Genomic DNA, 24,830 nt, shown 5'->3' with positions numbered 1-24,830 from the left:
CCCGCCGCATGACTCTGCCCTCAACCTGTGCTATGCGCCGCGCTTCCTTTCCGGCACGATGCGTGAAATCGGCCGCAAACCGCTTATATCAGTGCAAACCATGACCCTTTCATTTGATCTTACCATTGACGGCGCCCGTGACGCGTTGCGCGCCCGCGCTGCGCAGCCCGAAAAGCCGTCGCTGATCGGCCTGACGCGGATCGAACTCGCCGAGGCTCTGGTTGCATCAGGCACCGTGCCCGAGCGCCAGGCCAAAATGCGCGCCCAGCAGCTCTGGCACTGGATGTATGTGCGTGGCGTCTCCGACTTCGCCGGCATGTTCAACATCTCCAAGGATCTGCGCGCCGAACTCGACAAGCATTTCACCGTCGCCAGGCCTGAAATCGTCGAGGAGCAGATTTCCGCCGACGGCACGCGCAAATGGCTGTTCCGCTTTCCGCCGCGCGGCGCCGGCCGGCCCGTCGAGATCGAGACCGTCTACATTCCCGAGGAAGGCCGCGGCACGCTTTGCATCTCCTCGCAGGTCGGCTGCACGCTGACCTGCTCGTTCTGCCACACCGGCACGCAGAAGCTGGTGCGCAATTTGACCGCCGAGGAAATCCTCGCCCAGTTGCTCACCGCCCGCGACCGGCTCGGCGATTTCCCCGACCGCGACACGCCGGACGGCGCCATCGTGCCGGCCGAGGGCCGCAAAGTATCCAACATCGTCATGATGGGCATGGGCGAGCCACTCTACAATTTCGAGGCGGTGAAAAAGGCGCTGCTGATCGCCTCCGACGGCGACGGCCTGTCGTTGTCCAAGAGGCGCATCACGCTGTCGACCTCCGGCGTCGTGCCGGAAATCTTCCGGACCGGCGAGGAGATCGGCGTCATGCTGGCGATCTCGCTGCACGCCACCAACGACGATCTGCGCGACCTCCTGGTGCCGATCAACAAGAAGTATCCGCTGAAGGAACTGATCGCCGCCTGCCGCGCCTATCCCGGCCTGTCGAACGCCAAGCGCATCACCTTCGAATATGTGATGCTGAAGGACGTCAACGATTCCATCGAGGACGCCAAGGGCCTGATCAAGCTGCTCAAGGGTATTCCGGCCAAGATCAATTTGATCCCGTTCAACCCGTGGCCAGGCACCAACTACCAGTGCTCGGACTGGGAGACGATCGAGAAATTCGCCGACTACATCAACAATGCCGGCTATGCCTCGCCGATCCGCACGCCGCGCGGCCGCGACATCCTGGCCGCCTGCGGCCAGCTCAAGTCGGACTCCGAGCGCATGCGCAAGGTCGACCGGCTGGCCCTGGAGGCCATGATGATCGCGGGGCACGGCGAGGCGTGAGCCGCCGCTTCGCCTGGCCGAAGCGCCTCGCCATGATGGCCGTCGGTTATATCGCCGGTGTGCTGACCTCGATCCTGGTGCCCGTGCTGCTGATCGCGCTTCTGGAAGGCATCGAGGACGGCAACTGGTCGATCATTTTCGCCTTCGACTGGCTGGGCTCGTTCCCGCTCGCCGTCTTGACCGTGATGGTCGGCGCGCTGTTGATCGTCGGCCCCGCGCTCTTTGTCGCCGAATGGTTTTCGCTTCGGGGATGGTTCTACTTTGCCGCCACGGGCGCGATCACCTCGACGGCGTTTGGCGTGTCCCTCCCGCGTTCTGCCGGCAGCTTTGTTTTCAATCCGGGCTATCTCGGTTTTCTGGCCACGGCCGGCATTGCCGCCGGCTCGGTCTACTGGCTTCTGGCCGGGCGCAAGTCTGGCATGCGCCGGGATCTGGGCCGGGATTTGGGATGATGACCCGTCTCATTGGCTACCTCGTCCGTTTCGCAGTCATCCTGTTCGGCTATGCCGTCGCCGCGCTGGCGGCGAGCGCCTTCCTCAACATCCTGTTCCTGGCGTCACTCGGCTACACGCCGGAGCAGGCGCATCCGACAGCGACCGCTTCGCTCTATTTTTCAATTCCCTTCGTCGCCCTGTTCGTCGCCTATTTCGCCCTGATGCCGGCTTGCGTCGTCATCCTGCTTGCCGAGATCCTCGGCCGGCGCGACTGGCTGTTCTATGCGCTGGCGGGCGCGGTGGTCGCCGGCGTTTTCCTCGCCATGGTCGATCATGCCCGCGATGCCACCTTCGCGATCCGGGAGACCAGCGCCATCATGGCGGTGATCGGCGGCGGCATGGTCGGCGGCATCTTCTACTGGCTCAGCGCCGGGCGCTGGGCCGGAAGCTGGTGGAAAGACGAGAAGGCATCTCCTTCGTCTGGGCCGTCAGGATCTTGAGCGCGAAGGCCTGGAACAGCACCGGCGAAGAGATAGTCGCCCCCCGGTGGTCTTGCACAGTCGATCTTAACGATTCTTGCTCATTGATGAGCAGGAATACTGTTCGTTTCAATCTAGTGGATTGGCGCATTTTGCCATGGCCCGGTTGGGAACCATAACTGTTGGATTCATGGCCGCGGTGATGACGTCCAGTCTGGCCATGATCGTTATGTCCGCAGCAGTCGCCATCTGGGAACATCCCGAGCAGTGGGTAGTGCTGAAGATAGGCTTGTTCCTGACGTCGATCTTTGCCGTCTTTGTCAGCGTTCTCAGCGTTCTGCCTTTCTGCTTGGTCGTCGTCGTTGCGGAACTCGCTTCGATCAGAACGCCGATCTACTATACGGCTGCGGGCGGCCTGACCGGCATCGTTGCCTACTTTCCATTCTGGATCCAATACCAGCCCTTCTGGGAGAAATATGTCGGCAAGTTGCAGAGACCCCATCTGGCCAGTATTCCAGCGATACCCTCCCTGGAGGACAACGCAGTGCTGTTCACGTGTGGGCTGATCGGCGGACTGGCCTATTGGCTGGTTTCGGGACGAAGCGCAGGCCGGCGAAAGCCTACTTCGCCTGCGCCGTCAGGATCTTGAGCGCGAAGGCCGAAAAGACCCCGGCGAAGAGATAATCGACCACCCGCGTGACGCGCGGGCTGGCCTTCATTGCTGCCGAAAACCTTTCCGCCGCCAGCACCATCGGCACGGTCACCGGGACCGACAGCACGATGAACATGAGCCCAAGGAAAAACAGCTTTCCCGGCGCGTTCGGATCATGCGCGGAGACGAATTGCGGCAGGAAGGTCATGAAGAACAGGATGACCTTCGGATTGAGCAGATTGACGCCAAGCCCCGCCGCCCAGGCGCGGAACAGCGAAATCTCGGGTCCCGTCTTCTTCTCCGGCGAAAAGGCCGAGCCCTTGGCAATCGCCTGCCAGGCCAGGAAGACGAGATAGCCGGCGCCAAAGATCTTCAGCGCCAGGAAGGCCATCGGCGAGGCAACGATCAGCGCCGAGACGCCGACCACCACCAGCGTAGTGTGGATCAGCGTGCCGCACTCCGCGCCGGCCATCGAGGCAAAGCCGGTGGCGCGGCCCTGGCTCAGCGTGCGCGAGACGAACAGGGTCATGTCCGGCCCCGGCGTGATCGCCAGGATGACGGTGGCGATGGCGAACTGGATCAGCGTGGTGGTGTCTGGAATGAACGACATGGGCGGCCCCAGGGGATTGCAAGGGCCTATACAGGATGCGCCGCGACGGTGCCAGGCGCAGCAGCGATCCGATGGTCGATCCAGCAGGCGCACGGCGAAGGCATCGGCGCGCGGCCACCCGCCGCAATCCTATGCCTGCCTGCTCAGCCGCATCCTAGCGGGCTCCTCGGCGACGAGCTGGTCGTTGCGGACATCGGGACCGCCGATGAGCAGGATCTGATCGATCGGCTTGGGCCGGCCGAGGAAATAGCCTTGCGCCTCGTTGCAGCCTTCGACCTGCAGGATGGTGAGCTGGACATGCGTCTCGACGCCTTCGGCGAGCACCGGAATGTCGAGGCTGCGGCCCAGCGTCAGCACCGCCCGGATGATCGCCTTGGCCTGCGGGCTACGCTCGACGTCGGCCATGAACGAGCGGTCGAGCTTGATCTTGTCGAAGGGAAACGAGCGCAGCGTATCGAGCGATGAATAGCCGGTGCCGAAATCGTCGATCGCGATCGTCACCCCCAGCGCCTTGATCTGGCGCAGGACATGCAGCGTGCGCACCTTGTCGGCGACGATCGTCGATTCGGTCAGCTCAAGCTCCAGCCGTTTCGGCGATAGCCCGGTCTCGACCAGGATCTGGTGGACGAGCTTGGCGAGATCGGCATGGGCGAACTGCACCGGCGACAGATTGACCGCGATCTTGTGGCCATTGTCCCACGAGGCTGCCTGGCGGCACGCGGTCCGCAGCACCCATTCGCCGATCGCCATGATCGAGCCGTTCTCCTCGGCGATCGGGATGAATTCGACCGGCGGGATCATGCCATGCACGGGATGGGTCCAGCGCAGCAATGCCTCGTAGCCGCAGGTGGCGCCGGTCGGGACCGAGGTCTGCACCTGATAGTGGAGCGAAAGCTCGCCGCGCTCGATCGCCTGCCGAAGGTCGGTGGCCAGCGCGCGCCGCGCCCGCGCCGTCTCGTCCATGGCGGATTCGTAGAAGCAGACGGCGCGAGTCACGTCGTTCTTTGCCCGGTACATGGCAAGATCGGCATTGCTGACCAGCCGCTCGCGATCGGCCCCGTCGCGCGGATAGACGGCGACGCCGATGCTGGCGCCGGCGGCAATTTCGAAATCGTCGAGCCGCAACGGCTCGAACAGGGATTTCTCCAGCCGCGAGACCAGGCCGAGAAGGTCCTTCTGATCCTTGAAGCGCTTGATCGCGGCGAACTCGTCACCGCCGAGCCTTGCGACGAATTCGCCCTCGCCGATGAGTTTCGACAGCCTGCGGGCGACGATCTTGAGCGCCTGGTCGCCGGCCGCGTGCCCCCTGAGGTCGTTGATCTCCTTGAAGCGGTCGAGATCGATGACGATGACCGCCGTCATCGTGTCCTCGCCCTCGCGTGCCCGGTCGATCTCATGGTCGAGGCGGTCGTTGAAGGAGACCCGGTTGGGAAGACCGGTAAGGGCGTCGTTGAGGGCGAGATGCTGAAGCCGCTCGAAGCTTTCCAGGCGGCCGCGCTCATCGATCAGGTAGCTGGCAAAGCCGGTGGCCGCGACGATCAGGCCGACGACGGCGACGGCGACCGCCATCGCCACCAGAATATCGGGATTGGTGCCGGTGGTGATGAAGGACAGCGGCGTCACGGCCACCGCCGCCATCGCCGTGAAATGCAGGCCGACGATCGCCAGCACCAGCAGCCCGATGGCGAGATAGTGCGACCAGCGGTATGGCCGGCGCACCGCATGGCCAACGGCCAAAGCGGAAAACACCGCCGAAATCACCAGCGAAGCGGCGACATAGGAGCCGTCCCATTCGACGATGCCGGCAACGTGATAGGCCATCATGCCGGTGTAGTGCATGGCCGAGATCGCCAGACCGACGACACAGCCGCCCCACTCCGGGGCCAGACGCTTGTCGGAGGCAAGGGTGAAGCCCGCTCCGGTGCCGACGATGGCGATGACCAGCGACACCATGGTCAAGACCGGATCGAACGTGATCGGCGCGCCGGGCTGATAGGCCAGCATGGCGATGAAGTGCGTGCACCAGATCGAGGAACCGGCGGCGACCGCGGTCAGGAACAGCCAGCCCCGCATCTGCACGCCGGCGGTTTTCCTGGCACGGTCGAAGAGGCCGATCGTCACCCAGCAGCCGGTGACGCACATCAGCGCCGCCAGCAGAACGAGCCACAGATTATGCTCCGTGGCGATACATGATATAACGCGCATCAAGAACGGCCCAAGCCCGAGGGTGCCCACGGCGAAGCAGGCAAGAGCCGCCCGGCACATGCCAAGGCGGCTTTGCCCCAGTGTTAGCCGCAGGGCGTGAAAACTTGATTAAGCCCCTCCGGCAAATGCAGCCCTTGATTGCAGCAGGTTGTTCCCCCGCCGGCCTCCCGCCATGCGCTGGACCAGAAGCCATGCACGCGCACGTGCTTGCTCGCTTTGCCGTTCCTGCTAAAAGGCCCTCCGACAATCCATGACGCCTCGGCTGGGGCGTGCGCCATCGACGGAGCAGAAATGTCCAAGGCCAAAGACGTCAAGAAGGTCGTGCTCGCCTATTCCGGCGGCCTCGACACATCCATCATCCTGAAATGGCTGCAGACCGAGCTCGGCGCCGAAGTCGTGACGTTCACCGCCGATCTCGGCCAGGGCGGCGAACTCGAGCCGGCGCGCCGCAAGGCCGAGATGATGGGCATCAAGGACATCCGCGTCGTCGACGTGCGCGAGGAATTCGTTTCCGACTTCGTCTTCCCGATGTTTCGCGCCAACACCGTCTATGAAGGCACCTATCTGCTCGGCACCTCGATCGCTCGGCCGCTGATCTCCAAGCACCTGGTCGATATAGCCAGGGAGACCGGCGCCGACGCCATTGCGCATGGCGCCACCGGCAAGGGCAACGACCAGGTTCGCTTCGAGCTTTCGGCCTATGCGCTGAACCCCGACATCAAGGTCATTGCACCATGGCGCGACTGGTCGTTCAAGTCGCGTACCGACCTGATGAACTTCGCCGAGCAGCACCAGATCCCGGTGCCGAAGGACAAGAAGGGCGACGCACCGTTCTCCGTCGATGCCAACCTGCTGCACTCCTCGTCCGAGGGCAAGGTTCTGGAAGATCCGTGGGTGGAGCCGCCGGAATTCGTCCACCAGCGCACCGTTTCGCCGATGGATGCCCCCGACAAGGTCACCGAGATCGAGATCGAATTCCTGAAGGGCGATCCGATCGCGCTCAACGGCAAGAAACTGTCGCCGGCGACCATGCTGGCGGCCCTCAACGATCTCGGCCGCGACAACGGCATCGGCCGCCTCGACCTGGTCGAGAACCGTTTCGTCGGCATGAAGTCGCGCGGCGTCTACGAAACACCAGGCGGCACCATCCTGATCGCTGCCCACCGCGCCATCGAATCGATCACGCTCGATCGCGGTGCCGCCCACCTCAAGGACGAGTTCATGCCGCGCTACGCCGAGCTGATCTACAACGGCTTCTGGTTCGCGCCCGAGCGGCTGATGCTGCAGGCGATGATCGACAAGAGCCAGGAAGACGTCGAAGGCACGGTGCGCCTCAAGCTCTACAAGGGCAACGTCATGGTCACCGGCCGCAAGTCGAAGAAGACGCTCTATTCCGACGCGCTGGTCACCTTCGAGGATGACCGTGGCGCCTACGACCAGAAGGACGCCGCCGGCTTCATCCGCCTCAACGCGCTGCGGTTGCGCACGCTGGCCGCGCGTAACCGCCGGGGCTGACAACTATACCGATCACGGCAGAATTGAAACGACCCACGAAACCCGGCGAAGACGCCGGGTTTTTATTTGATGCTACTAATATAAAGAAAATCAAACGACTTCGGAGACGTTCCTGTTTGACCTTTCGGCGGCTTCATCTTAGGTCTCTTGCGGGATGGAGGGGTTTTGACAGTGAAAAATGGTGTTCTTCTTCTGCTTGTGGCGACGGTCGTCTTTGCAGGTAGCCAGTCTTCGCAGGCAGCCGGCAAGCGCGAGCCGAAGGCGAACTTGAGCGGGTGTGTCAGTGCTGTCCAGGCAGCATGGGGCCTTACGTTCAAGCACGAGATCGCCTCTTTCATGGGCGTCTCGCAGGAGCGCATGCCGGCCCTGTTTTGCCAGCGCATTGCCGAAGGGCTCCGCAGCGGGCGGATCAGCTATTCCGACATAAACAACCTGCAACTCGACCAACCGACCGAAATCTGGATGGTCATCAAGGGCAAGTCGAAGGGCGCTACGCAACCCCCGGCACCGCGGAACTCCAAATTCCGCACCTGCTCAAATGTTATCACTGGCTCCTTCGAGGTTCTCGCTTCCCAGAAATGCCCCTTGGGCGGCAGCTACTCGCAAGCTGCCGGAGTCCCGATGGTCATCGAGGGCAGGCCAAAGGCGGCTACCCCGGCGCCGCGGAACTCCAAGTTCCGCAACTGCAACGGTGTCGACGGCACCTTCCAGGTTCCCGTTTCCCAGAAATGCCCGCTGAGCGGCTACGCGCATTATTGAGGTGACATGCCCAGCCGCTCGGCCACTCTTGGAATCGGCTTCCTACCCGCGCTGGCTGTCCTGGCGAACCTGGCTGTCGCCAAAGCCGACGACTTTGACCCCGCAGCCCTCGACCTTCCCGCCCTAATCGAATGCCGTGCCGACGTTCCGGCCTACAACGACTTTGCCCTTTGGCTGTCCAGCGCACCAGGTGCCGTTGAAACGCTTGGCTGGAAGGAGGTTGCCTCGGGCAATCCGTTTCTCAGCCAATACGAGCTGCCGGCCAAAATTCGCGTGTTCAACCGCGAGACAGGATCGATCGTTTTTACCGCTGCCGGGCCGATGGCCGTGCTGGATGGCATTGCCGCGCCAGAGCTTGCCAGGGAGCTCGATATCGTAGCCGTTTTTTCGACGCCGCAAAAATTCCTGGGCGAGAAAGTTGTTGTCCAAAACACCGAAGAGTCGGAGGGATTGACCTTCTCCACGGACATCAAGCTCAACGTCTCGACCGTCGAGTCACACCCCGGCAAGACGCTGGCTGGCTGTTCCTACGTGCTTGATGTGAAATAGAACGCGGCGCGGCGCCGGGTTCTATTGAGCCAAGTGAAATGCGCCCCGGCGCAAGAGTTTGATCGGTGCGTCGACGAACCGAACATCTTGGGCTATTGGCAGGGAACGCCCATCGCTTCGTCATCCACGGGCGGAGCAAGGAGCGCAGCGACGCGGCGCAGACCCGAGGATCCATGCCGCGACTTCTGGGCGCCGCTACGGCGCAGAATTCAGCTCCGCTGCACTCCGTGGCAAAGGTCACGGCATGGATCCCAGGGTCTCCGCGACGGAGCTTCGCTCCTGCTCCGCCCAGGGATGACGACGTTGGGAGACCTCGGCCAATTCCGAATGTCAGAACGAGAAAGCCCGGCGCATGGCCGGGCTTTCCGTCGAATAGTCTGGAGATTTCTGTCAGTCGCCGTCGATTGCGGTGGCGATGCGGGCGATAGCCTGCTGATAGACGCTCGCCGAATTCCAGCCGGCAATTGCGCCCATATTCGAACTCGCGCTCGCACCGGCACGCCAGCCATGACCCTTGAGGAAGTTGGCGGTGGAAGCCAGCGCAGTGCCCTTGTCGCGCAGGTTTCCGCTGCCGACGCCATACTTCAAGACATTTCCGGGCAGGAACTGCGTGTGGCCAATCTCGCCATGCGCGGCGCCGACGGACGAGGCTGTCAACGCCCCGCGGTCAACCAGCTTCAGGGCCGCAATGGCATGCGGGTAAAAGAAACCCGGACGGCGGCAATCATAGGCAAGCGTCAAAATGGCAGAAACCGTATTCTGGTTGCCCATGGCGGAACCGAACCCGGTTTCCATACCCCAGATGGCGAGCAACACACCCGGCGACACGCCGTAATTCGCTTCGATCTTGGAAAACAGCGCCGCGTTCGACTTCTTCAGCGACCGGCCCTTGGAAATGATCGCGGCCCCGCCACGGCGCTTCATGAAATCATCCACCGAGCCGCTGAACGCCTTGTGGATGCCGCGGTCGACGGAGATCGTCTTTGTTGCGTAGCTCGCGCCGGCCAGAGCGGCCAGACCCTTGGGGCCCACGCCTTCGGACTTGGCCTCGGCGGCGAACTCCGGCTTCCAAGCCTCGAATCCGGCGCCGGTCTTGCCGCAGCTGGCCGCCGCCTGCGCGCCCGTAGCCAGCGCAAGCACCGCCACCACGGCCGATGCAAACATCTTTCCCTTGGCAAGTAATGCCATGCTTTTCTCTCCTGATTTGCCTGAATCACGTCCCGGTTGCGAATTTGCCAGTGAAACGCGCAATTGTCACCGTCCCCCGGCGCTACGCTGGCCAATGAAGGGGAATTTGCCTACGATCAAGTGATTATTGTGGCGGGGGACGCAATGGAAGACGTTGATGTCGTGATCATCGGCGCCGGTTCGGCCGGTCTTGCCGCCGCTAGGACCAGGCGCGCGAAATAGGACATATCCTCGAAAAGCGGATCCGGTCTTCCAATAAGATCATGTTCCAACAAACAGTTCGAGAGATGCAGAACGCCGGTGGACGGTTGGCGTTGGGCACGTGCCGCCCCACATATGCTGGCTCTGAAGGTTTGAGACCGACATGAAGCTCTTCGACTGCCCGCATTGCGGCCACCGCATCTATTTCGAGAACGCCCAGTGTCTGAACTGCAGCAGTCTCGTGCTCTACGATCCCGAGCACGCCCGCTTTGCGCTGTCTGATATCGATGGCATCTTCCAGTGCACCAATGCCGATGAATGCGCCTGCAACTGGATGGCCGAGCCGGGACAGGCCTTTTGTCGCGCCTGCGTGCTGAACCAGCTGATCCCGAACCTTTCCGTCGACGGCAATCGCCGCCGCTGGATCCGCGTCGAGGCGGCGAAGAAGCGCGCCATCTACTCGCTGCTGGCCTTCGGACTGCCGGTGGCGCCCAAGCAGAGCCCCGCCGACGAGATCGGCCTGGCCTTCGACTTCCTCGCCGACCCGATCGGCGGCGGCCCCGGCGGCGAACGCATCCTGACCGGCCACGACAATGGCCTGATCACGCTCAACGTCGCCGAAGCGGACTCGGCGGAGCGCGAGAAGCGGCGTGTCGAGATGGGCGAGAATTATCGCACCTTGCTCGGCCATTTCCGCCATGAACTCGGCCACTATTACTGGGACCGCCTGATCCGCGACGATCCGCAAAGGCTCCAAGCTTTCCGCACACTGTTCGGCGACGATCGCGCCGACTACGAACAGGCGCTGAAGGCCTACTATGCCAATGGCGCCGCGCCCGATTGGCAGCAAGGCCACATCTCGGCCTATGCCACCTCGCATCCGTGGGAGGACTGGGCGGAAACCTGGGCCCACCATCTACACATCACCGACACGCTGGAGATGGTCCACGCGCTGAACTTTCCGCTCGGCAGGCTGGAAACGGTGGAGGCCAACGACTTGCCGCAAGGCGACACTGGCGGCGGGCTGCAGGCCGCCCCCTCAGAGCCGGCGACCGAGCCCGAGCCTTTCGAAAAGATCCTTGCCCGCTGGCTGGTGCTGTCTGAAGCCTCCAATTCGATCAACCGCTGCATGGGCCTGCCCGACCTCTACCCCTTCGTCATTTCGGACGTCACGGCGCGGAAATTGGCCTTCGTTCACGAACTTCTGACCGGTTTGCCTGGAGAACAGGGAACAAATCGTGAGCTGGCGCAGGCGTTTTAGCGGGAACGCATGAGCCACTGACCCGTTTTCGCTGGCGAGGGTCCATGAAAACGGAGAGAAATCATGAAATCCCTATTGTTTCCGGCTGTCGCCGGAATGCTGACCGCGATGTCGGGCGCCGCCTTTGCCGACACCGCCGTCTCCGCCGTCACCGATCTCAACGTCCGCGCCGGGCCTGGTCCGCAATATCCTGTCATCGGCGTGCTCGCCGCCGGCCAGTCGGCGACGCTCAATGGCTGCATCGAAAACAGCAAATGGTGCACCATCGCCGAGGCCGGCGGCCAGGGCTGGGTCTATTCCGACTATGTGACGGCAGATTTCAGCGGCACCCGGGTGGTGCTGACGCAGCGGCCGCACGGTTCCAGCGTTACTGTCGTCTCGCCGCCGGACGACATCGGTGACTACTCGACCGACTATACCGGCGCGATCGTTGCCGGTGAGCCGATCGAGGACGCCTTCCCCCCACCCCCGCTCGAAATCAGAACCTATGTCGACACGCATCGCCTCGACCCCGTCTATCTCGACGGCGAGGTGGTGACCGGCGCCACCTTGCCCGACACCGTCGAGCTGCGCGAAATCCCGGATTACAACTACCGCTATGTCTATGTGAACGGCCAGCCGGCGCTGATCGATCCGCAGACGCGGCGCATCATGTACGTCGTGCGCTGATACGGCGGCGGCGGTCGCCTGTGTTGGAGACCACCAATTGTCAAAGCTGGCGCCGCCCCTCATCGCCCTGCCGGGCACTTCTCCCCGTATAGTGACGGGGAGAAGGAAGCTGGCCGCAACCTCGGCGCGCTTCTTGCAACGCTGGTGATTGGCCAAATCGGCGATGAGAGCTCCCCTCTCCCCGTCACTATACGGGGAGAGGATGCCGGCAGGCAGGTGAGGGGCGGCGCAACCCCGGAAAGGATTGCGCGCAAGCACCCGATCTCATAGATCATGCAGCCCTGTGCTATCGGCCAAGGAGCCAGCGTGACGATCGATTCGGCTGCCTTCGAGCGCTATAGGCAGTCGCCGAACGCCAGGACGACCTTGCCGCGGCTTTTCCTCGGAACGGCGATCGTGGTCCTGTTCTGGGCCGCCACGACCGCGGCCGTGCTGTTCGGCGGCACCTACGCATTCTTCACCTCGCAGGCACCAGCGGCTCCGCCACCCGAGGGCGTGATGCAGGGCTTCCTCGCCTCGCCCATCGGCATCCTCACCGCGCTCGTCTCGTTCGCCGGCATCTGGATCGGCCTTTGGGTCGCCATGCGCTGGGTGCATGGCGAGAAGCTGTCGGCGCTGATCGGCGTCAGCCGTCGTATTTCATGGCCGGGCTTCCTCAAGGGGCTGGTCGCGGTGCTGATCACATCGCTCCTATCCGAGATCCTGCTCTATCTCTTGCAGCCTGAGATCGCGCGCGGCCCGATCAGCGTGCCGTCCTGGCTGCTGTTCGCGATCCCGATCGCCGCGCTCACCTTGTTGCAGACCTCGTCGGAAGAGGTGCTTTTTCGCGGCTATCTGCTGCGCGGCCTGGCCAACCGGTTCAGGAGCCCGGTCATCTGGGCGCTGTTGCCGGCCCTGCTGTTCACCTCGCTGCATTGGAGTGCGAGCGCGTCACCCGCCATCAACGCTTGCGTGCTGGCCTCGATCGCCGCTTTCGCGCTGCTGCTGACGCTTGTCGTCTATGCCACCGGCAATCTCGGCGCCGCCCTGGGTGCTCATCTCGGCAACAATCTGACCGGGTTTCTCCTGATCTCGCATCAGCAGAGCTACAATTCCTTCGCTTTGTTCACCGCCAGGCCGCTCGAAGGCCCGGGCTGGACGACATATGATGCGGTTCTCATCGCCTTCATCGGCATCGCCTGCAGCCTGCTGACGATTTTGCTCCTGCTGCATCCGCGCTCGCCGCTGAGGGTTGCCGCTGAGTTGCCCGACCAGTCGAGCACGGCCTGAATGCAGCCTGGAGAACGACGCGATAAGGCCCTCGTCTTGACTCTGCAGCCGATTTCCTGTCTACACGCCCCGAATTCCGCGACGAGTATCCCTCCGAGCAAGCCGACCAGGACGCCGAAACCTCTTTGAGGTGAAGTGCTGTAAATCGATCCTGGAGGCCAACACCCGGCAGCGCTGAGCGCCCCCGGGTGCTTTTTGGCTTTTCGCTTGCACGGGCTTTTGCTTGGACACTCGGCGCGAACGCATTATTTCTCCGGCACCACATCCGGTGCTCGGGAAAAGGAAAAAGAATGTTTGAATCGCTTCAGGAGCGCCTTGGCTCCATCCTGAACGGCCTGACCGGCCGCGGTGCCCTGTCGGAGGCTGATGTCTCGGCGGCACTGCGCGAGGTGCGCCGTGCGCTGCTCGAAGCCGACGTGGCGCTGGAAGTGGTGCGCTCCTTCACCGACAAGGTACGCGAGAAGGCCGTCGGCGCCGCCGTGGTCAAGTCGATCAAGCCCGGCCAGATGGTCGTCAAGATCGTCCATGACGAACTGGTCGAGATGCTCGGCGCCGAAGGCGTCGCCATCGATCTCAATGCCCCGGCGCCGGTCGTCATCATGATGGTCGGCCTGCAAGGTTCCGGCAAGACGACCACTTCGGCCAAGATCGCCAAGCGCCTTTCCGAGCGTCAGAACAAGAAGGTTCTGATGGCCTCGCTCGACACGCGGCGCCCCGCCGCGCAGGAGCAGCTTCGCCAGCTCGGCGAACAGGTCAAGGTGGCCACGCTGCCGATCATCGACGGGCAGTCGCCGGTCGACATCGCGCGCCGTGCCGTCCAGGCGGCCAAGCTCGGCGGCCATGACGTCGTCATTCTCGACACCGCCGGCCGCACCCATATCGACGAGCCGCTGATGGTCGAGATGGCCGACATCAAGAAGGTGTCGAGCCCACACGAAATCCTGCTGGTCGCCGATTCGCTGACCGGCCAGGACGCCGTCAACCTGGCCAAGAGCTTCGACGAGCGCGTCGGCATCACCGGTCTCGTGCTGACCCGCATGGACGGCGACGGCCGCGGTGGCGCGGCACTTTCGATGCGTGCCGTCACCGGCAAGCCGATCAAGCTGATCGGCACCGGCGAAAAGATGGACGGGCTGGAGGAATTCCACCCCAAGCGCATCGCCGACCGCATCCTCGGCATGGGCGACATTGTCTCGCTCGTCGAAAAGGCCGCCGAAAACATCGACGCCGAACAGGCGGCGGCGATGGCCAAGAAGATGCAGTCGGGCAAGTTCGACCTGAACGACCTCGCCAGCCAGCTTCAGCAGATGTCGAAAATGGGCGGCATGGGCGGCATCATGGGCATGATGCCTGGCATGGGCAAGATGAAGGACCAGATGGCTGCCGCCGGCCTCGACGACAAGATGTTCGGCCGCCAGCTCGCCATCATCTCGTCGATGACCAAGGCCGAGCGCGCCAATCCGGATGTGCTGAAGCACTCGCGCAAGAAGCGCATCGCCGCCGGTTCCGGCACCGACGCGGCCGAAATCAACAAGCTGCTCAAGATGCACCGCGGCATGGCCGACATGATGAAGGCGATGGGCGGCAAGGGCAAAGGCGGCGGCCTGATGCGCGGCATGATGGGCGGTCTCGCCAACAAGATGGGCCTCGGCGGCATGATGCCGGGTGGCATGGGCGGCATGATGGGCGGCGGTATGCCGGACCTGTCGAAGATGGACCCCAAGCAGCTCGAAGCTCTGCAGAAGCAGGCGCAGGCAGCCGGCCTCGGCAGCGGCATGAAAGGCCTTCCCGGCGGCGGCCTGCCCGGGCTGCCCGGCGGCATGAAACTTCCGGGGCTTCCCGGTCTGGGCGGCGGCGGGCTGCCCGGCCTTGGCAAGAAGAAGTGAGGACGCCATGAACGAAGAGAAAGATATGGCTGACGCCCGCGCCATCCTGGCCGACTATCGTGCTTCGATCGACAACATCGACGCGGCCCTTATCCACATGCTGGCCGAGCGCTTCCGCTGCACCAAGGCGGTTGGCGTGCTGAAGGCGACGCATGGCCTGCCGCCGGCCGACCCGGCACGCGAGCAGCAGCAGATCGCCCGGCTTCGCCAGCTGGCGAAGGATGCCCATCTCGACCCGGATTTCGCGGAAAAATTCCTCAACTTCGTCGTCCGCGAAGTGATCCGCCACCACGAACAGATCGCCGCTTCCACTTCCAACGGCGTGACGAAAACCAACTGAAACCCAATCAACGAACTTAGAGTTTTTAGGAGAAAAGAAATGCCCTTGAAGATCCGACTGGCCCGTGCGGGCTCGAAGAAGCGTCCTTACTACCACGTCGTCATCGCCGACGCCCGTTCGCCGCGCGACGGCCGGTTCATCGAGTCGATCGGCTCGTGGAACCCGCTGCTGCCCAAGGACGGCGAGCGCGTCAAGGTCGATGCCGACCGCGTCAAGCATTGGCTGGCGCATGGCGCCCAGCCGACCGACCGCGTGCTGCGCTTCCTCGACGAGGCCGGCCTCGTCAAGCGCGACGCCCGTTCCAACCCGAAGAAGGCCGAGCCGGGCAAGAAGGCGCAGGAACGCGCTGCCCTTCTGAAGAAGGCGCAGGAAGACGCCGCAGCCGCCGTTGCGGCCGCCGCAGCAGCACCGGCCGAGGCCGAAGCCGCCACCGCCGAATAAATATTGCTCTATCGCATCCAGGAAAACGGCGGGCCATGTGCCCGCCGTTTTGCCATCTCGACTTCATTTCTCGAACGCGGCCCGATCAATAGCCGCACGGGCAGCGGTCGATGTAGACGCGGCGGTAAAGATCCCGGTAGCGGCACTCGCCACGCTCGCACGTCCAGACAAGCTGCGGCGTCCCGTACGGATCATGCCTCCGTGGCGCGTTTCAGATTGGCGAGGCCGACCTCGAAATCCTTGCCGATCAGCGTGTCGAAATTCATGAACAGGCCCATCAGCTTGGCGATGAAGGGCCGGCTGCCGCGCATCGCCCAGGTGACGGCGGTGCTGCCGCCCGAAGGCGTCAGGGTGAAATCGACGCTGTTGTTGGCCCTGAACGGCTTCTCGAAATCGAGTTTCAGCGACACCAGCGAGGACGGCACCGAATTGACGATCTCCATCCGCCCCTTGCCGGCCTTGGAATTGCCTTCCCAGGCATAGGCCGCGCCCTTGCCGCTCTCCGTGCCGGACAGCGTGCGTTTCATCTGCGGGTCGAGCTTTTCGTAAGGCGACCATGTCGGCCAATGGCTGAAATCATTGATCATCGGGAAGATCGCTTCCGGCGGAGCCTTGATGCTGGCTGTGCGGGTGACGACGAAATCGTTCGGCCGCGTCGCGGCATAGAGGAGCACGGCGGCGATGATGACGAGCAGGATCAGGAGGATGGTGCTAAACATTTTTCTCTTCCTCTTGGCTTAACGGCTGAACGGGATCAGCGCACGCACCCGGGGATCGCGCAGATACAGGCCACCCCACAGGATGATGCCGAGATAGACGCCGAACAGCGTGTGCGAGAACAGCGGATTGTCGACGCGGACATTGGTGGCGATGGCGCCGCCCATATAGGCGGTGAGCAGGATGGCGCCGAGCACCGCGGTGCGCGGCAAGGCGTAGAGCGCCGTCGAGATCAGGCCGATGATGCCGAGCATGCGTGCGACATTCGGATCCGCCGGCCAGCCGAGCGGCACCATCGTCTGGGTGACGATGTCGAGCGGCGGCAGCTTGATGACGCCGTCGAAGATCATGAACAGCACGATGACGCCGCTGAGCGCGCGGCCGGTCCACAAAGCGCCCGGCGATACGGGCGCGGTTTCGGAAATGCTCATGGTGGTCCCTCCTGATGGTTCGAGCCCTTTTCGCAGGGGTCGACCCAAGGACGCGGCATGGGGCGGCGATCCGACAAGGGGTCCGGATTCTTTTTGGCGCCGATGACGCTACAATGAGGCGAAGGCAACCTTGGCGTCGAGATAAACATGCCTTCGTCATCCTAGGGCGAAGCGACGCGAAGCGGAGCGCAGACCCTAGGATCCATGCCGTGATGTCAGCCGAAGAGTGCAACGGTGCGGAACATGGCTAGCTATTCGCCGGACTCTCAATTCTGATCTGCTTTCATGTATCATGAGTGTCGCGGCATGGATCCTCGGGTCTCCGCGACGTCGCTTCGCTCCTGCTCCGCCCGTGGATGACGAAGAGAGGGCCGTGTCGGCCAATCTCCGAAGACAGAGCCATCCGTATCCAACACCTACGAAAAATAAAACTTCTCCGCCGGCAGCATTTTCGGCGGCGTTTCGCCCAGCGCCTCGAACACCGAGATCTCGCAGACACGGCAGAGACCATCCAGCGCGAGGTCGTTGGCCTCCGTGCCGAACGGGTCCTCGAGTTCTTCCGACAGCGCGTCGAGGCCGAAGAAGGTGTAGGCGATCAGTGCCGTGAACAGCGGTGTTCCCCAGCCGGCGGCGGAGACCAGCCCGAAGGGCAAGAGCAGGCAGAAGACATAGGCGGTGCGCTGCAGAAGCAGCGTATAGGCGAACGGCAAGGGTGTTCCCATGATGCGCTCGCATCCGGCCTGCGCGGCGGCGATTTCCGACAGGCGCTCGTCGAGGATACGGTAGCCGATGGTGTCGATCGCGCCGGCCTTGCGCAGTGCGGCGATGCGGCGGCCCATGCCGCGCACCATCGCGTCGGGTGCGTTGGCCGCTTTGGCGACGATCTCGGTTTCGTCACCAATGAAAGCGCGGGCTTGCGGCGCCGCGTCGACCCGCCTGAGCAGACCGCGCAGAAAGTGGCAGAAGGCGATCGCTTCCATCAGCAGGCCGCGCAATTCCGTCCGGTCATCGACCAGCCCGGCGGAGGCGCGCGCCAGGTTGCGGATGTCGAAGACGAGCTGGCCCCACAGTTTGCGCGCCTCCCACCAGCGGTCGTAGGCGGCGTTGTTGCGGAAGCCGAGATAGATCGACAGCGCCACACCGAGCAGCGCAAAGGGTGCCGTGCCGGCATTGCCGAAGTCGAGCTTCAGCGCCCGCACGACCACCACCACCAGCGCGCCATAGGCGGCAAAGCCAAAGATTTGCGGCAGGATGCGCGGCACCACCGAGCCGCGCATGATGAAGAACAGGTGCAGAAGGCGTGGGCGCGGGCGGACGATCATCAAAAGCCTTTCGCGGACCGGCGCTGGTCCTCAGCTGCTTTATTGTGCGACGCAACGGATCCGCAAGCCCAGCCGCCAGCGACATCGCCATGTCGTCCGTGCAGCGTGCGCACTATCGGCCATCGCCGGTCGCGGATATTGAGGAGCATGTGGGCTGCGGCCCATTTCTGTAGGCGAGAGAAGACGAATGACCGGCGAAACCGATCTGAAGACACTGCTGGCATCGATGACGCCGGAACTGCTGGCTGGAGCCTATGTCTTCGCCACGCTGGCGCCTGGCGTCGCTCAGCCGGAAGGCCTCGAGCCGGTGATGGTGTTTCGCGAGCGCGAGGGAACGACGCTGATCGTGACCGAGGAGGAGGCGAGTGCAGCGGCGCTGACCGCTTCCTTCCGCTGCCGAATGGTGACGCTGAACATCCATTCGTCGCTGGAAGCCGTCGGCTTCCTCGCCGCCATCACCACGCGCCTCGCCACCGCCGGCATGGGCGTCAACCCGGTCTCGGCCTTCTACCACGACCATCTGTTCGTGCCGGCGGACCGGGCGGAGGAAGCGCTAAAGCTGTTGGTTGGGTTGGCCGAGGAGAACAAAGTGTAGCGCATCGGCCAAGCTGCCGATCTCCCCCCGCGTGGGGGAGATGCCCGGCAGGGCAGAGGGGGGCGTGAAGGAACGCCAACTTCGCTTATATGTGACCAATAAAAAGGTCAGTGAGCGCAACTGAGATCGATTGAGAGGACAGAGGGACAGCGCCCCCCTCTGTCCTGCCGGACATCTCCCCCACAAGGGGGGAGATTGGCTAACGGCCGAAGGCCGAGCCGGCGACCGCGGGCCGCCGGTCGTCCGGCGCCCCTGCGGAGGGCCCGCCGCGGCAGCGGCGATACGGCCCGTGAGCGAAAGCTAACCCGCCGTCAGGCCGCCTTCTTCTTCGGCTGGATCAATCCGCGCTCGACCAAAAGCTCGGCGATCTGCACCGCGTTCAGCGCCGCGCCCTTGCGCAGATTGTCGGAGACGATCCACATCGACAGGCCGTTGTCGATGGTTGAATCCTCGCGGATACGCGAGATGAAGGTGGCGTCCTCGCCGGCCGATTCCAGCGGCGTGATGTAGCCGCCGTCCTCGCGCTTGTCCAAGACCTGGCAGCCCGGCGCTTCGCGCAGGATGTCGCGCGCCTCGTCGGCGGTGATCGGCTTCTCGAACTCGATATTGACCGCTTCCGAATGGCCGATGAACACCGGCACCCGCACGCAGGTCGCCGTCAGCTTGATCTTGGGGTCGAGCATCTTCTTGGTCTCGGCGACCATCTTCCACTCTTCCTTGGTGGAACCGTCGTCGAGGAAGACGTCGATATGCGGGATGACGTTGAAGGCGATGCGCTTGGTGAACTTCTTGACCTCGACGCCATCGGCGACGAAGACCGCGCGGGTCTGGGTAAAGAGTTCGTCCATGCCTTCCTTGCCGGCGCCGGACACCGATTGATACGTGGCGACGACGATGCGCTTGATGGTGGCGAAGTCGTGCAGCGGCTTCAGCGCCACCACCAGCTGTGCCGTCGAGCAGTTCGGATTGGCGATGATGTTCTTGCGCGTGAACAGCGAGATCGCGTCCGGGTTCACTTCCGGTACGATCAGCGGCACGTCCTGGTCGTAGCGGAAGGCCGACGAATTATCGATGACGACGCAGCCCTGCTTGCCGATCTTCGGCGACCATTCCTTGGAGACGTTGCCGCCAGCCGACATGATGCAGATGTCGGTGTCGGAAAAATCATACTGGTCGAGCGTCTTCACCTTCAGCGTGCGGTCGCCGAACGACACTTCCGTGCCCTGGCTGCGCCGCGAGGCCAGTGCCACCACTTCGCTTACCGGAAAGCCGCGCTCTTCCAGTATGTTGAGCATTTCCCGGCCCACATTGCCCGTGGCGCCGACGACTGCAACCTTGAAACTCATCGAAAAATCTCCTGTCCCTCTCCGCTTGGTTTTTGGAGAAACCCGCTGGCCGATGCGGGTTCCGTCCCCCGGGCCGAACCCGGGAGAGGGTGGTTAGGCCAAGGGAATCACACCGTTTTGGTGGTGGTTTTGCCAGTCTTCTTGGCCAAGAATGGGGTTTTGCTGGAACGAGGAGACGCGCCGACGCGCCCGGCCCAATGATGTGCATTGTGGCCAGGGAAATCGAATGCAAGAACCGCCATCAAAAGGCCGCGCATCGAAACTGTCCTGTTCGGTGCCGGCTTTTACGCGGTTTGCGTCAAGAGTCAATTGCCGAGCGACGCCCGGTTTTGCGCGCGCCCTGTACAATCGCGGCCGCGCGAAGTACGAACGGCCAAGATTGTTTTGGCTGGCGCTAGGTCGGCCCCGGCATGTGCTCCATGATGAGCGCAGACCCTAAATTCCGAAAGAGTGAGATGTCCAACTTCGAAGCACTTGTCCCAGCGCTCGCCAGGGCGCTGGAAAAACGCGGCTATTCCGAGCTGACGCCGGTACAGAAGGCGGTTGTGGCGCCCGAACTCGGTGAGGCCGATGCGCTGGTTTCGGCGCAGACCGGCTCCGGCAAGACGGTGGCCTTCGGCCTCGCTCTGGCGCCAACCCTGCTCGAAGGCGCGGAGCGCTTTGGCCACGCCGCCGCACCGCTGGCGCTGGCGGTGGCGCCGACGCGCGAACTGGCGCTGCAGGTGACGCGCGAGCTGGAATGGCTCTACGAGCTGACCGGCGCCACGGTGGCGTCCTGCGTCGGCGGCATGGACATGCGCTCCGAGCGGCGTGTGCTGGAGCGCGGCGCCCATATCGTCGTCGGCACACCCGGCAGGCTGCGCGACCACATCACCCGGCGCTCGCTCGACATGTCGGCGCTGAAGGCGGTGGTGCTGGACGAGGCCGACGAGATGCTCGATCTCGGCTTTCGCGAGGACCTCGAATTCATCCTCGACGCAGCGCCCTCCGAGCGCCGCACCCTGATGTTCTCGGCCACGGTGCCGCGCTCCATCGCCACGCTCGCTCAAGGCTACCAGCGCAATGCCGTGCGCATTTCGGCGGCCGGCGAGGAAAAGCAGCATCTCGACATCGAATACCGGGCGCTGAGCGTTGCCCAGCCCGACCGGGAAAACGCCATCATCAATGTGCTGCGCTATTACGAGGCCAAGAACGCGCTGGTGTTCTGCAACACGCGCGCCGCCGTCAATCATCTGACCGCGCGCTTCAACAACCGCAACTTCTCCGTCGTCGCACTCTCCGGCGAGCTCAGCCAGAACGAGCGCAGCCATGCCTTGCAGGCGATGCGCGACGGTCGTGCAAAGTCTGCATCGCCACCGATGTGGCGGCGCGCGGCATCGACCTGCCCAATCTTGAACTGGTGATCCACGCCGATTTGCCGACCAACCCGGAAACGCTGCTGCACCGCAGCGGCCGCACCGGGCGCGCCGGGCGCAAGGGCGTCAGCGCGCTGATCGTGCCCAACAGCGCCCGCAAGCGCACCGAGCGGCTTTTGCAGAACGCCGGCCTCAAGGCGACATGGGCGAGCCCGCCCTCCGCCGACGACGTGATCCAGCGCGACGACGAGCGCATTCTGGCCGATCCGGTTTTTGCCGAGGCTATCAAGGACGACGAGCGCGGTTTCATCGATGCGCTTCTGGCTAAACATGGCGCTGAACAGGTGGCCGCCGCCTTCGTGCGCCAGTGCCGCGCCAGCCGCTCGGCGCCCGAGGACCTCATGGATGTCGCGCCGTTCACGCCGTCGCGTGAAAGACCGGCGGGCGAAGGTTTCGCACGCCGCGACGAGGCACCCAGCCGCCGCGACGATTTCGGCGACAGCGTCTGGTTCTCCCTGTCGATCGGGCGCCGGCAGAATGCCGAGCCGCGCTGGCTGATCCCGATGCTGTGCCGCACCGGCAGCATCTCGAAGCGCGAGATCGGCGCCATCAAGATGCAGCCGGATGAGACCTTCGTGCAGATCGCCGCCGACTGGGCCGACCGCTTCCTGGCCGCAATCGGCCCCGACCGCAAAATGCAAAACAACATCCTGGTGAAGCGGCTCGACGGCACGCCCGATTTGTCGCGCGCCGGCTATCAGGCGCCAAACCCAGACAAGAAGCCGCATCGCGGCAAGGCGCCGTTCGACCCCAACGCGCCGAAGCGCAAATTCGAGAAGCGTGCACCGGCACCAGCCGATCAGCGCCCGGCGGCCGCGCATGAGGCAAAGCCGTGGGCGAAGCCGGGCAAGCCGAAATTCGACACCTCCGGCGCGCCCAAGCACAAGAAGGCGAAGAAGCGGCCTTCCTAAGACCTTGAGCGGCTCGACGCGCTTGCCTGCAGGCCTGCCTTGATGGCGGCCCAGCTTGCCGCCGCCGGCGTCGGCCGGTGGTTTTGGGCGATGCGCTCCGTCAGCGAGGACCGCCACGCATGGTCCTGCGCCATCTTGCGGATCGCCTCGTACCAGCCTTGCTGATCCTGCGAATCGATCGCCGGCATCAGGCCGCCGGTCGCCTCGATCAGTGACGGCGCTGTCGAGACGATGACCGGAACGCCAAAATCGAGGCATTCCGAGGCGCCGTAGCCCCAGCCCTCGATATGCGAGGGAAAGACGCCGAAGGAAGCACTGCGATAATATTGGATGAGCTCCTCATCGCTGATCGCTCCGGTGAACGTGACCCGCTCAAGCAGTCTCGGATGGGCCTTGAGATAAGCCCGCAGCGGCTCGATCATCCAGCCCCAGCGCCCGGCGCAGACGAGCCTCGGCAGCTTGACGCCCTCGTCGAGCGCCTGCTGCCAGATCCGCGCCAGCAGGATGTGGTTCTTGCGCACTTCGATGGTCGAACAATAGAGCACGAACGGCTCGGCGGCCTCGATGCGCGAAGTCTCGCCCATGCGCGAAGCCGTCTCGTGCAGGATGGAGGGCATCGGAAACCGGTATACCAACGGCTGCGTGACGCCTGCCTTGCGCATATGATCGGTCAGCGTCGCGCCAACTTCCTCCGATGCGCAAAATGCCGGCGCGCCGGAACGCACGAGGTGTTCGAGATAGGACCCGAAACGCGCCTCGCGAGGGGTCATACCAACCAGATCGGGGCGCAGTGTCGGGATGAGGTCGTGGCAAAGAAACGCGACGCCACCGGCGCGCCCCGAGACGGCGGCTCGGTCATCCCCGGTCAGAATGTGATGGCTGATCAGCACAAGGCCGCGTTCGGTCTCGGCCGGCTGGCTTGCAACGTCCTGACGCGGGGCCGACCGGATCCGTGCCCGCTGGTACAGACGATAGGCCTGGATCAGCAGCCTCGTCGCCTGATAGGCAATGCCTTTGCGGCCATTGGTCACCGTCTTGGCGAGATGGCGGTCAGCGTCGCGCTTGCCCCATGGCTGCTGCCGCACTGCCGCGAAAGCCTGCGACAGCGCCGTGCGTCTTCCCGGCCACCTCTTGACCTGATGCGGTGAAATCTCGCCCGCCGCGACATGGTCCTGTTCGTAGGGGGCAAGTGGGCGGAACCGGCCTTCATCGGCTCTGAACGCCACCACCTCCACGCAAGGGTCGGGATCCGCCAACGCCGCGTTGATGAGAAAGCTTTCCACTCGCGGGATGCCGGCCAGGCCCTCGCCGTGTGGCCAGAACATCAGGCCGGTGGCGTCGATGGCCAGCCTCGGAGGCCTTGCGACCTCTCTGTCCCCTATCGCCATGCTGGTATCGGAACGCTCGGCTGTCATTGTCTGCTTTTGGGTCTGCTTTTGGCGACGGCGGTTGCACTTGATGCCTTATGCTTCATCTCTCGGCAAGACGGTAGCCATGCTGCCCGGTATTGCCCATCGGCTCGGCCCTGTGCCACACCTTCGGCAGGGACGTAGCGAGCGGGGGTGGCAAATGCGCGGCGAAGTGCTTCACTATGACGAGGATCAGGGGTTTGGCTTCATCACCGGGGCCGACGGCAACCGTTACACCTTCACCCGCGAAAACCTGCGCCGGGAAACCACCATGCCCAACGGCACGGCCGTCGAGTTCCAGCCGGGCGGCGGCCAGGCGCGCGACGTCTTTTCGATCGTCGCCCCGACTGCCGCTGCGGCCGCCGCCGACCCCGGCATCAAGGCCGCACCGGCCCAGGCCAGCGGTCCGCCTGCAGCGACCCCGCCTCCTGCGCAGCATTTCGGCCGGTCTTCCGAGACTGCGGAGCCCAGCGATCTCTGGGGCTATTTCTGGCGTGGCGTGACGAAAAACTATTTCAATTTCGGCGGGCGCGCCCGCCGCAAGGAATATTGGGGCTACAGCCTGTTCTGGATGGTGTGCCTGCTGATCATCGGCGGCATCGGCCTGTACACCGATATGGATATGGGCGGCTTCGACAGCGATATCTCGGGCGCGATAACGGTTGGGCTGTGCGGCACCTTCCTGCTGGCGACAGTTCTTCCCAGTCTCGGCATGATCGTGCGCCGGCTGCACGACATCGGCCTGTCGGGCTGGCTCTGCCTGCTGATCCTGATCCCGACCATCGGCAGCCTGATCATCCTGGTCTTCGCGCTGATCCCGACGCAAGCCCGGGAAAACCAGTGGGGACCGGTGCCGGCGGGCGTCAGGGTTTAATCTGACGTGCATGTTG

Annotated in this window: 21 protein-coding genes and 3 pseudogenes; 16 read left to right on the top strand and 8 right to left on the bottom strand. The window is 63.8% G+C overall.

What is annotated here, in order from left to right:
• Positions 1-100: 100 nt before the first annotated feature.
• The 4 genes from rlmN to HB777_30625 all read left to right on the top strand — a co-directional run bounded on the left by rlmN (position 101) and on the right by HB777_30625 (position 2,898).
• Positions 101-1,336, top strand: coding sequence for a 23S rRNA (adenine(2503)-C(2))-methyltransferase RlmN (gene rlmN / locus HB777_30640; GenBank protein ID QND67874.1), 1,236 nt, complete (start codon positions 101-103; stop codon positions 1,334-1,336).
• Entirely contained in the window at positions 1,333-1,788 is a 456-nt protein-coding gene (locus HB777_30635) for a hypothetical protein (GenBank protein ID QND67873.1), read from the top strand. The genes rlmN and HB777_30635 overlap by 4 nt, the downstream gene beginning before the upstream one ends.
• Positions 1,788-2,270, top strand: a complete 483-nt coding sequence (locus HB777_30630) for a hypothetical protein (protein QND67872.1) — start codon at positions 1,788-1,790, stop codon at positions 2,268-2,270. The genes HB777_30635 and HB777_30630 overlap by 1 nt, the downstream gene beginning before the upstream one ends.
• 76 nt (positions 2,271-2,346) lie before the next feature.
• Positions 2,347-2,898, top strand: a complete 552-nt coding sequence (locus HB777_30625; GenBank protein ID QND67871.1) for a hypothetical protein — start codon at positions 2,347-2,349, stop codon at positions 2,896-2,898.
• Here the strand turns inward: HB777_30625 and HB777_30620 are convergent.
• Both HB777_30620 and HB777_30615 read right to left on the bottom strand, forming a co-directional pair.
• Complete coding sequence (locus tag HB777_30620; protein QND67870.1) at positions 2,870-3,511, bottom strand: LysE family translocator; 642 nt, start codon at positions 3,509-3,511, stop codon at positions 2,870-2,872. The genes HB777_30625 and HB777_30620 overlap by 29 nt on opposite strands.
• Before the next feature lie 213 nt (positions 3,512-3,724).
• Positions 3,725-5,716 (bottom strand): annotated as a pseudogene (locus HB777_30615) (EAL domain-containing protein).
• Between the two features lie 291 nt (positions 5,717-6,007).
• Between HB777_30615 and HB777_30610 the strand changes: the two are divergent.
• The 3 genes and pseudogenes from HB777_30610 (at position 6,008) to HB777_30600 (ending at position 8,539) form a co-directional block, all read left to right on the top strand.
• A complete protein-coding gene (locus tag HB777_30610; protein ID QND67869.1) occupies positions 6,008-7,231 on the top strand; it encodes an argininosuccinate synthase in 1,224 nt (407 codons plus the stop codon).
• Between the two features lie 165 nt (positions 7,232-7,396).
• Positions 7,397-7,825 (top strand): annotated as a pseudogene (locus tag HB777_30605) (hypothetical protein).
• 171 nt (positions 7,826-7,996) lie between these two features.
• Positions 7,997-8,539, top strand: a complete 543-nt coding sequence (locus tag HB777_30600; protein ID QND67868.1) for a hypothetical protein — start codon at positions 7,997-7,999, stop codon at positions 8,537-8,539.
• A gap of 390 nt (positions 8,540-8,929) precedes the next feature.
• On the opposite strand, the gene HB777_30595 is transcribed toward HB777_30600, so the two are convergent.
• Positions 8,930-9,727, bottom strand: a complete 798-nt coding sequence (locus HB777_30595; GenBank protein ID QND67867.1) for a murein transglycosylase — start codon at positions 9,725-9,727, stop codon at positions 8,930-8,932.
• Positions 9,728-10,091: 364 nt separating this feature from the next.
• On the opposite strand from HB777_30595, the gene HB777_30590 reads away from it, so the two are divergent.
• The 6 genes from HB777_30590 to rpsP all read left to right on the top strand — a co-directional run bounded on the left by HB777_30590 (position 10,092) and on the right by rpsP (position 15,794).
• Positions 10,092-11,189, top strand: coding sequence for a hypothetical protein (locus HB777_30590; GenBank protein ID QND67866.1), 1,098 nt, complete (start codon positions 10,092-10,094; stop codon positions 11,187-11,189).
• A gap of 63 nt (positions 11,190-11,252) precedes the next feature.
• Positions 11,253-11,858 (top strand): DUF1236 domain-containing protein, encoded by a 606-nt coding sequence (locus tag HB777_30585; GenBank protein ID QND67865.1) that lies wholly within the window; start codon positions 11,253-11,255, stop codon positions 11,856-11,858.
• 306 nt (positions 11,859-12,164) lie between these two features.
• Positions 12,165-13,127: a CPBP family intramembrane metalloprotease gene (locus HB777_30580; GenBank protein QND67864.1), complete on the top strand. Its 963-nt coding sequence runs from the start codon at positions 12,165-12,167 to the stop codon at positions 13,125-13,127.
• A 290-nt stretch (positions 13,128-13,417) separates the two neighbouring features.
• Positions 13,418-15,013 carry a signal recognition particle protein gene (gene ffh, locus HB777_30575; protein QND67863.1) on the top strand — a complete coding sequence of 532 codons (1,596 nt, stop codon included), beginning with the start codon at positions 13,418-13,420 and terminating at the stop codon, positions 15,011-15,013.
• A 7-nt stretch (positions 15,014-15,020) separates the two neighbouring features.
• Positions 15,021-15,353: a chorismate mutase gene (locus tag HB777_30570; GenBank protein ID QND67862.1), complete on the top strand. Its 333-nt coding sequence runs from the start codon at positions 15,021-15,023 to the stop codon at positions 15,351-15,353.
• A gap of 39 nt (positions 15,354-15,392) precedes the next feature.
• Positions 15,393-15,794 (top strand): 30S ribosomal protein S16, encoded by a 402-nt coding sequence (rpsP, locus tag HB777_30565; GenBank protein ID QND67861.1) that lies wholly within the window; start codon positions 15,393-15,395, stop codon positions 15,792-15,794.
• A gap of 191 nt (positions 15,795-15,985) precedes the next feature.
• Here rpsP and HB777_30560 read toward each other — a convergent pair whose 3' ends face one another.
• From HB777_30560 to HB777_30550, 3 genes are all read right to left on the bottom strand, one after another.
• The gene (locus HB777_30560; protein ID QND67860.1) at positions 15,986-16,513 is read right to left on the bottom strand and encodes an SRPBCC family protein; all 528 of its coding nucleotides are present in this window, start codon (positions 16,511-16,513) and stop codon (positions 15,986-15,988) included.
• Between the two features lie 18 nt (positions 16,514-16,531).
• Positions 16,532-16,942 (bottom strand): DoxX family protein, encoded by a 411-nt coding sequence (locus HB777_30555; GenBank protein ID QND67859.1) that lies wholly within the window; start codon positions 16,940-16,942, stop codon positions 16,532-16,534.
• Positions 16,943-17,358: 416 nt separating this feature from the next.
• Positions 17,359-18,264, bottom strand: coding sequence for a hypothetical protein (locus tag HB777_30550; GenBank protein ID QND67858.1), 906 nt, complete (start codon positions 18,262-18,264; stop codon positions 17,359-17,361).
• Between the two features lie 187 nt (positions 18,265-18,451).
• Between HB777_30550 and HB777_30545 the strand changes: the two genes are divergently transcribed.
• Positions 18,452-18,859: an ACT domain-containing protein gene (locus HB777_30545; GenBank protein QND67857.1), complete on the top strand. Its 408-nt coding sequence runs from the start codon at positions 18,452-18,454 to the stop codon at positions 18,857-18,859.
• 311 nt (positions 18,860-19,170) lie between these two features.
• Here HB777_30545 and HB777_30540 read toward each other — a convergent pair whose 3' ends face one another.
• The gene (locus HB777_30540; GenBank protein ID QND67856.1) at positions 19,171-20,205 is read right to left on the bottom strand and encodes an aspartate-semialdehyde dehydrogenase; all 1,035 of its coding nucleotides are present in this window, start codon (positions 20,203-20,205) and stop codon (positions 19,171-19,173) included.
• Positions 20,206-20,660: 455 nt separating this feature from the next.
• Here HB777_30540 and HB777_30535 point away from each other — a divergent pair.
• A pseudogene (locus HB777_30535) lies at positions 20,661-22,531 on the top strand (DEAD/DEAH box helicase).
• Here the strand turns inward: HB777_30535 and HB777_30530 are convergent.
• Positions 22,528-23,946, bottom strand: coding sequence for a glycosyltransferase family 4 protein (locus HB777_30530; protein ID QND67855.1), 1,419 nt, complete (start codon positions 23,944-23,946; stop codon positions 22,528-22,530). The pseudogene HB777_30535 and the gene HB777_30530 overlap by 4 nt on opposite strands.
• 154 nt (positions 23,947-24,100) lie before the next feature.
• On the opposite strand from HB777_30530, the gene HB777_30525 reads away from it, so the two are divergent.
• On the top strand, positions 24,101-24,814 hold the full coding sequence (locus HB777_30525) for a DUF805 domain-containing protein (GenBank protein QND67854.1): 714 nt from the start codon (positions 24,101-24,103) through the stop codon (positions 24,812-24,814).
• Positions 24,815-24,830: the final 16 nt, after the last annotated feature.

It is taken from the genome of Mesorhizobium loti (genome assembly GCA_014189435.1).
Lineage (GTDB): Bacteria > Pseudomonadota > Alphaproteobacteria > Rhizobiales > Rhizobiaceae > Mesorhizobium > Mesorhizobium loti_G.
Note: the sequence above shows the minus strand (reverse complement) of the source record. Positions and strands in the feature narration are given on the sequence as shown.

Coding starts and splice junctions, on each gene's coding strand:
- HB777_30595 (QND67867.1), bottom strand. CDS start 9,727: ATGGCATTACTTGCCAAGGGAAAGATGTTTGCATCGGCCGTGGTGGCG.
- rpsP (QND67861.1), top strand. CDS start 15,393: ATGCCCTTGAAGATCCGACTGGCCCGTGCGGGCTCGAAGAAGCGTCCT.
- HB777_30545 (QND67857.1), top strand. CDS start 18,452: ATGACCGGCGAAACCGATCTGAAGACACTGCTGGCATCGATGACGCCG.
- rlmN (QND67874.1), top strand. CDS start 101: ATGACCCTTTCATTTGATCTTACCATTGACGGCGCCCGTGACGCGTTG.
- HB777_30590 (QND67866.1), top strand. CDS start 10,092: ATGAAGCTCTTCGACTGCCCGCATTGCGGCCACCGCATCTATTTCGAG.
- HB777_30560 (QND67860.1), bottom strand. CDS start 16,513: ATGTTTAGCACCATCCTCCTGATCCTGCTCGTCATCATCGCCGCCGTG.
- HB777_30555 (QND67859.1), bottom strand. CDS start 16,942: ATGAGCATTTCCGAAACCGCGCCCGTATCGCCGGGCGCTTTGTGGACC.
- HB777_30600 (QND67868.1), top strand. CDS start 7,997: ATGCCCAGCCGCTCGGCCACTCTTGGAATCGGCTTCCTACCCGCGCTG.
- HB777_30540 (QND67856.1), bottom strand. CDS start 20,205: ATGAGTTTCAAGGTTGCAGTCGTCGGCGCCACGGGCAATGTGGGCCGG.
- ffh (QND67863.1), top strand. CDS start 13,418: ATGTTTGAATCGCTTCAGGAGCGCCTTGGCTCCATCCTGAACGGCCTG.
- HB777_30620 (QND67870.1), bottom strand. CDS start 3,511: ATGTCGTTCATTCCAGACACCACCACGCTGATCCAGTTCGCCATCGCC.
- HB777_30530 (QND67855.1), bottom strand. CDS start 23,946: ATGACAGCCGAGCGTTCCGATACCAGCATGGCGATAGGGGACAGAGAG.
- HB777_30630 (QND67872.1), top strand. CDS start 1,788: ATGACCCGTCTCATTGGCTACCTCGTCCGTTTCGCAGTCATCCTGTTC.
- HB777_30550 (QND67858.1), bottom strand. CDS start 18,264: ATGATCGTCCGCCCGCGCCCACGCCTTCTGCACCTGTTCTTCATCATG.
- HB777_30585 (QND67865.1), top strand. CDS start 11,253: ATGAAATCCCTATTGTTTCCGGCTGTCGCCGGAATGCTGACCGCGATG.
- HB777_30525 (QND67854.1), top strand. CDS start 24,101: ATGCGCGGCGAAGTGCTTCACTATGACGAGGATCAGGGGTTTGGCTTC.
- HB777_30570 (QND67862.1), top strand. CDS start 15,021: ATGAACGAAGAGAAAGATATGGCTGACGCCCGCGCCATCCTGGCCGAC.
- HB777_30610 (QND67869.1), top strand. CDS start 6,008: ATGTCCAAGGCCAAAGACGTCAAGAAGGTCGTGCTCGCCTATTCCGGC.